This is a genomic window from Yonghaparkia sp. Soil809 (assembly GCF_001429705.1).
Classification (GTDB): Bacteria; Actinomycetota; Actinomycetes; order Actinomycetales; family Microbacteriaceae; genus Microcella.
Genome location: NZ_LMSV01000002.1, coordinates 975,399 through 981,155, shown reverse-complemented (window position 1 = coordinate 981,155; position 5,757 = coordinate 975,399). Strand labels below are relative to the sequence as shown.

3 protein-coding genes and 1 pseudogene are annotated in these 5,757 nt (G+C 63.6%); all 4 read right to left on the bottom strand.

The features are described 5' to 3' along the window. Nucleotides 1-663 (bottom strand): NYN domain-containing protein (locus tag ASG83_RS12545; protein WP_200959294.1); only part of this gene is annotated, 663 nt, incomplete at its 3' end. Between the two features lie 119 nt (nucleotides 664-782). Then, complete coding sequence (locus ASG83_RS12145) at nucleotides 783-1,937, bottom strand: Wadjet anti-phage system protein JetD domain-containing protein (protein WP_055861834.1); 1,155 nt, start codon at nucleotides 1,935-1,937, stop codon at nucleotides 783-785. Further along, nucleotides 1,934-5,305 carry an ATP-binding protein gene (locus ASG83_RS12140; RefSeq protein WP_055861833.1) on the bottom strand — a complete coding sequence of 1,124 codons (3,372 nt, stop codon included), beginning with the start codon at nucleotides 5,303-5,305 and terminating at the stop codon, nucleotides 1,934-1,936. The genes ASG83_RS12145 and ASG83_RS12140 overlap by 4 nt, the downstream gene beginning before the upstream one ends. Beyond that, nucleotides 5,302-5,757: pseudogene (locus ASG83_RS12745) on the bottom strand (DUF4194 domain-containing protein); the annotation flags it as partial. The pseudogene ASG83_RS12745 and the gene ASG83_RS12140, both read right to left, overlap by 4 nt.

Sequence of the window (5,757 nt, the reverse complement as noted above, 5' to 3'; positions counted from 1 at the left end):
AAGGAGAGGGATTGTGCGAGCAGGTGCTTGGCGGGCGACGTCAGCCGGGCTTGCCTGTGTCGTCGGAGTGCTGTCTTCGTCTTCAGTTGTCGAGGGGGTGCCTTGTGGGCTAACTCCGCTCACTGAGCTATCCAGGAGGTCGGCGTCGATGATCTCGAGTTCGTCCGCGGCAAGCATCAAGTGCCTGCTGACGCCATGGCGCTCTCCCGTCTTGGAGGGGACCGCCAGGACGATCACCTGCACGCCTTGAGATTGTGCTTCTTCGACGGCTTCAGTTAGGTCGTCGTCACCCGACAGAAGATACATGGTTGCCACTGCTCCGTTTCGCGAGTGCCCGACCATGTCTAGGCCGATGCGAAGGTCGACTCCCTTCTGCTCGCCCTCGACTCCGATCCGGCCAAGGCGGAGCTTTACTTTCGGCAAGAGTGCAATTCGTTCCTGTGCTGGAGTCGCGATGCCATCGCGAGCAGCGTCGTACCAATAAACACGGAGAATTGGGAGCCCCGTCCGCTTCTCGACAAGGTCAATGAGGTCATTGAGTAGGCGCCCGAAGTCGACGTCGACACTGTGGCGAAAAGAAGAACCAGTCAGCCGCGTAGCGGCTGCAGCGAGAAGGTAGCCCGCGTCAATGTACAAGGCGGTGTGGGATCGCAGGATGGACACCTCATGTCAGAAATCACGATGGATGACGGGACGCGGTGGGGGAGTCCCAGGATTGCTCAGCATAGTTGCGGCGAAGACTCTTGGACGCTCGCCGCAGCCGAGCAGAATTGCGGCCCCGACTACTGCTCAAGCCGTTCGAGCGCCCATTCCCAATTGATCCGCTCCTGCTCGAGGCGCACGGTAGGCCCGTAGCGATCCGTCACGAGATCGGAGTACAACATGCGCTCGGCAGCATCCAGCCGAGACAGTCCGACATCGGTCGGCGCCGGTTCACGGCCCCAGGTCGATTCGTGCGCGAGCAACGTCTCACGGTCCATCAGAACTGAGCGAGCGTTCGGGAGGTGTGCCCGAACACGGTCGAGGATCGCGAACCCGTGGGTGTCGATGTCGCCCCAGTACACGACCTCGGTGCCGCTGAGCCACTGGAGCGATGCCGGTTGATCGGCGTCGTAGCCTTTGCCCCAAAGCACGACGCATCCCGGTCGAACCGGAACGCTAAGGTAGGTGATTTCGTTCTCGACGATCAGCGCTCGACGTGGATGAGCGTCGAGCGCACCTAGTTCCTCTGTGCGCAGCACGGCTTCACTGAGTCCGCTCGGCACGTCGAGCACGGCGGGATCGAACCGCAGGCGCACCGTCGCTGGCTTACTTGCGAGTCCGAGCTCTCGGGCGAAGGCTCCCGCCGCGGTGGACACTCCCAGCATCGAACCCAAGGCGCTGCGGTGTCGCTCGATGAACTTCGTGTCGACGCCCGGTGCGCTCACTTGGCGCAGATAATGGCCCGAACCCCGATGCGTGTCGAGCCATGTGTACGCGCCCAGCACTGATTGCCAGATTGGTGCGAGCGCCACTGCCGCCAGTGGTGAACCGAGAGCCCACTTCCGCGCGCGAGGCACATGCTCTGAAGAATCAACAAGTTGGCGGAAGGCCGCCGCATCCGCTTGGCTGCCCAGAAGCAGCCACGCCTGTTCGTACGATTCGACCACGGCTCGAATTGGCACCTCAGTGGAACCGGTCAGCCGGCCGCCGATACGACCCGTGAGTAGGGTGTAGGCGCGCCCGCCGCGTGAGGCATGCCGTAGGTCGTTCGACCACTCACGCGCGGCGTCAAAGTGATCACCGAGGTCACCGGCACTTGGCCCGCGTAGCGGAATTGCTATCGCGCGAAACGGGTCATCGGTTGCGAATGCGCGCAAGAGCGTGCCATCGGTCCATCGACGACGCACAGCGGCGGCGATATTCGCGGGCGTCGACCACCGTGCGGGGTCGCTCAACCCTGGCTCCGCTGCTTTGTTCGAAACTCCTCAATCGTGAGCGTATGCACGCGCGATGCTGCGCCGGTCGGATTGTCGACGAAGCCAATCGCGCTTACGTACGGTTCGATGACGTGCACCTTTTGCAACGGTGTGACGATGAGCAGCTGAAGCCCGAGCTTTGCGAACAAGTCGAGCGCGTAGCGGGTCGACGCGTCGGACCCTCGGCCGAAGGCCTCGTCGATGACCGCAAACCGAAAGTCGCGCGACTTCTCGACGCCCCACTCGAGTCCGAACTGATAGGCGAGAGATGCCGCGAGAATCGTGTACGCGAGCTTTTCCTTCTGCCCTCCTGACTTGCCGTCGGAGTCGGTGTAGTGCTCGAACTCCTCACCGCTGCGGCGATCCTTCTCGCTCGCTGCGAACGTGTACCAGTTGCGCACGTCGGTGACGCGCCGCATCCAAACCCGATCACTATCGGTGTGCCCAACGCGACCCTTGAGGCGCTCGATGAGGTGTCGAATCTGCTCGAACCGCTGTTCAACGTCGGCAGCGTTCCCTTCGGCAGCGAGCACGTCGGCGGTCGCCTCCCGCAGATCGGAGCGAAACTGTCGCACGTCCTGATTGACGGTCGGCTCGGCGACCAGCACGATTATGCGGCCCGGGTTGTAGTCGATTGCAGCGAGCGCTTCGTTGATGATCTCAACTCGCCCGCGTATCTCTTCGGCCTGTCGGCGCAGCCACATATTGAACTGCGCGAGTTCGCGCACTGCGTTGGTGTCAAGTTCATGCCGAAACTCGGCCTCGAATCGGGGCAGATCATCGCGCGTGACGCGTTCATGCAACGCACGGAACTCGGGGATCGACCGCACGCTCGCATCAAGCTCGCCACGATGCTCTGCCCACCGCCGCAGAAACTCACCCATCTGCTGCTGGATGCCAGTTGTGTAGCCGTTCATCTCTCGCTGAGCCGACTCGATGGCAGACGTGAGTGTGTCGATCAGCGTGCCACGCATCCGGTCACAGTCTTCGACGGTTCGCACATTGACCCTGGTGACCCGGTCGGCCAGTGCGGAGTACAACGTGCGCGCCTGCTCGATGACCGAAGGCCCCATCGCAGCGAGAGCTTCGTCTTCGGCGCGCCGCCGCAAACGTGCCTTCGCCAACGCATCGCGTGCTGCGCCGATGCGGGCGACGACCTCGTCAGATTCGTCGCCAAGAGCGGCATCGCGTGCATCGATCTCCTCGAGCTGCGCGTCGATCGCCGCGAGTTGCGACGACCCGCCGACGAGCCGATCGCGCTCGGCCTTCAACGCCGAGGCCGTCGAGGCAGAGGCCTCGGCGTCGATCTCTGACCACGAGCGGTACTGCGCGAGCGCGGCGAGCGCCTCGGCACGACTCAGCAGTGTGCGGTGCTCGTCGTCGATCGCCGTCAGCTGTTGCTCGAGAGACTCGAGCTCGGCAATGGAACCATCGAGCTCGGTCTGCAGGGCGGCGATCTTCTGCTCGCTGCCGCGGCCGAGCACCCACCGACGCGGGTCGGCGGCGCTGTTGCGGTCATCTTTCTCGTGCCGATCTCGATCGCGCACGAGGCCTTCGCGGGTCACCGCCCGATCCTCTTTGCGAAGTTGATCGACGGATGCCGCAAGCACGTGATCCGCGCGAACGGCGAGCTCTGACGCGAGGTAGTCACCGAATGGGCCGGGTTCGATCGTGAGGGCATCGACAAGTCGGTTGCCGGTGTGGGCCGTCGGAACCGCGCGTATTCGGCGTTCGGGAACGCGCAGATACACCAATTTCGCGTTGAGCCGATTGTCGTTCACCCATGTGGAGATTCGCGCGTACAGATCCTGCGGCACGAGCATGGTCAGCGCGAAGCCCCGCAGAACGCGTTCGGCGGCACCGCGCCAGTCGGCAAAGTCGTCAGAGACCTCGAGCAACTCGCCGGCGAATGGCAGCTCATCTTCGGTGAGATCCAGGGCGTCGCACAGCGTCGACCGGACCCGATCTAGATCGGCGGGCAGACTGTTGCGTCGCAGCCGAAGGCTCTCGATCTCCTGCTTCGCAGTGTCGCGCGCGCGGCGCGTATCCGTGCGTCTCTCGAACAGCGGGTCTCGCCGCGTCGTGATGTCGGCTCGTTGGTCGTTGAGGCGGGCGCGTCGAAGGCCTGCTTCTTCGGCGCGCGCCAGAAAGTCGTCGCCGTCGTTGGCGGGGTCGAACCCGGCAGTATTCAGCAGTTCGTCGTAACTGCGGCGGCGTTCGGCGCGCCGAGCGTGCGTCTCGTCGGCTCGGGGAATCTCAGCGTCCAGCTCTTTCAACCGGTCGCCACCGACCCCAGCCCGCTCGAGCTTGAGCCGATCACGCGTCGGTACGAACGCTTGACGTCGTTGTGCGAGATCAGACTTCTGCGCATCGAGCGCCGCGAGTTCGGCGCCGCGCGCAACAATCTCACCGTCGAGCAGTTCGCGCACGCGCTCAGTGATGTACGGCGCGACAGCGCTGCGCTGATCGATGAGCTCTTTGTGGCGGGCCGCGGTTTCGTCGAACCGATCTGCCGCGGCGACGAGGGGTACCAGCACCGCGAGTTGGTCGGTCGCCTTGCGCACCGCCTCATGTGACTTCACGAGATTCTCGAAGTGATCGACGATCGCTTTCACTCTTGGCTGGGCGTCGACGGGCTCGAGCATGTGGTCGCGGACGAAGTCGTTGAGGTTGCCGACCGATTTCATCGATACGGTTTGATGGAACAGTTCCATCGCCTGCTCCGAGCGGATCCCGAGCAGGCGCCGCACCCGGCGGTGGTAGTCGGGGAACGTGGTGTCGACATCGGCGCCGCGTGTGCGCAACCGTGCTCGCAACGTCTTCAGCTCGAAACCGAAGCCGGTGAAGTCGGGATCGATGGATAACGCTTCGGATGCTGTGATGAAGAAGCGGTCGGGTTGACCGATCCGATCTTTCTGATGGAAGACCTGAGCGATCGACACGCTCTCGCCGTAGCCCTCGTTGGCGAAGACGCCCAGAATCACCGAGTACGACCGGTGATCGCGCAAACCGACCGGCCGAGACGCGCCCGTGGCCTCGTTGCGTTCGTGCTTGTAGTGACCCTCGACGTAGCTGCGCAGTGTGCGCTCTCTCACGTCGGCGCCCGCTGCCTTGTTGTAGGCGATGCGATTCGCCGGCAGCAGCAGGGTGGTGATCGCGTCGACAAGCGTCGACTTTCCACTGCCGATGTCCCCCGTCAGCAACGATGTCTGACCGTTGGCGTTCATCGACCACACGTGCTTGTCGAACGTGCCCCAGTTGAACAATTCGATGCGCTGCAGCCGATAGCCGGTGCGCTGGTGAGCGGCCGTCGGGATATCGAGGGCCGAGAACAGCGTGTCGGTCACTTCGGTGCTCGTTCGCCAGCACCCGCGTAAGCGGCGAGACGTTCGGCGAAGTCAGAGAGGGTTTGCGCATCGACGTACGCCTTCAAGATACGTCGCACCTCCCACGCGCCGGAATCGCCGCGAAGCTCGCGGAGGAATCCGAGTTCGGCCGCCTGTGCGATCGTGCGATCAGCCTGGTCAGCGACCCGGGCTTCGTTGCTCGACGACTCTTGGAACACGCGGAACATGTCGACGAGTTGATCTCTCGTCAAGACGAGCTTCCCTTCTTCGCCCGACGACTCGAACTCGACCATTCGCTTCCGCAACAGGACGAGGAGCAGGCTCACGTTGTAGGTGAGGCTGCGGCGCCGCACGAGTCGCGGCAGCGGTTCTTCGCCGTCTTCGGGTTCGCGGGTGGCGAGGTACGCGTACCCCTCGGCCTCGTCGAGAACGACGTCGATCCCGAGCGTGGC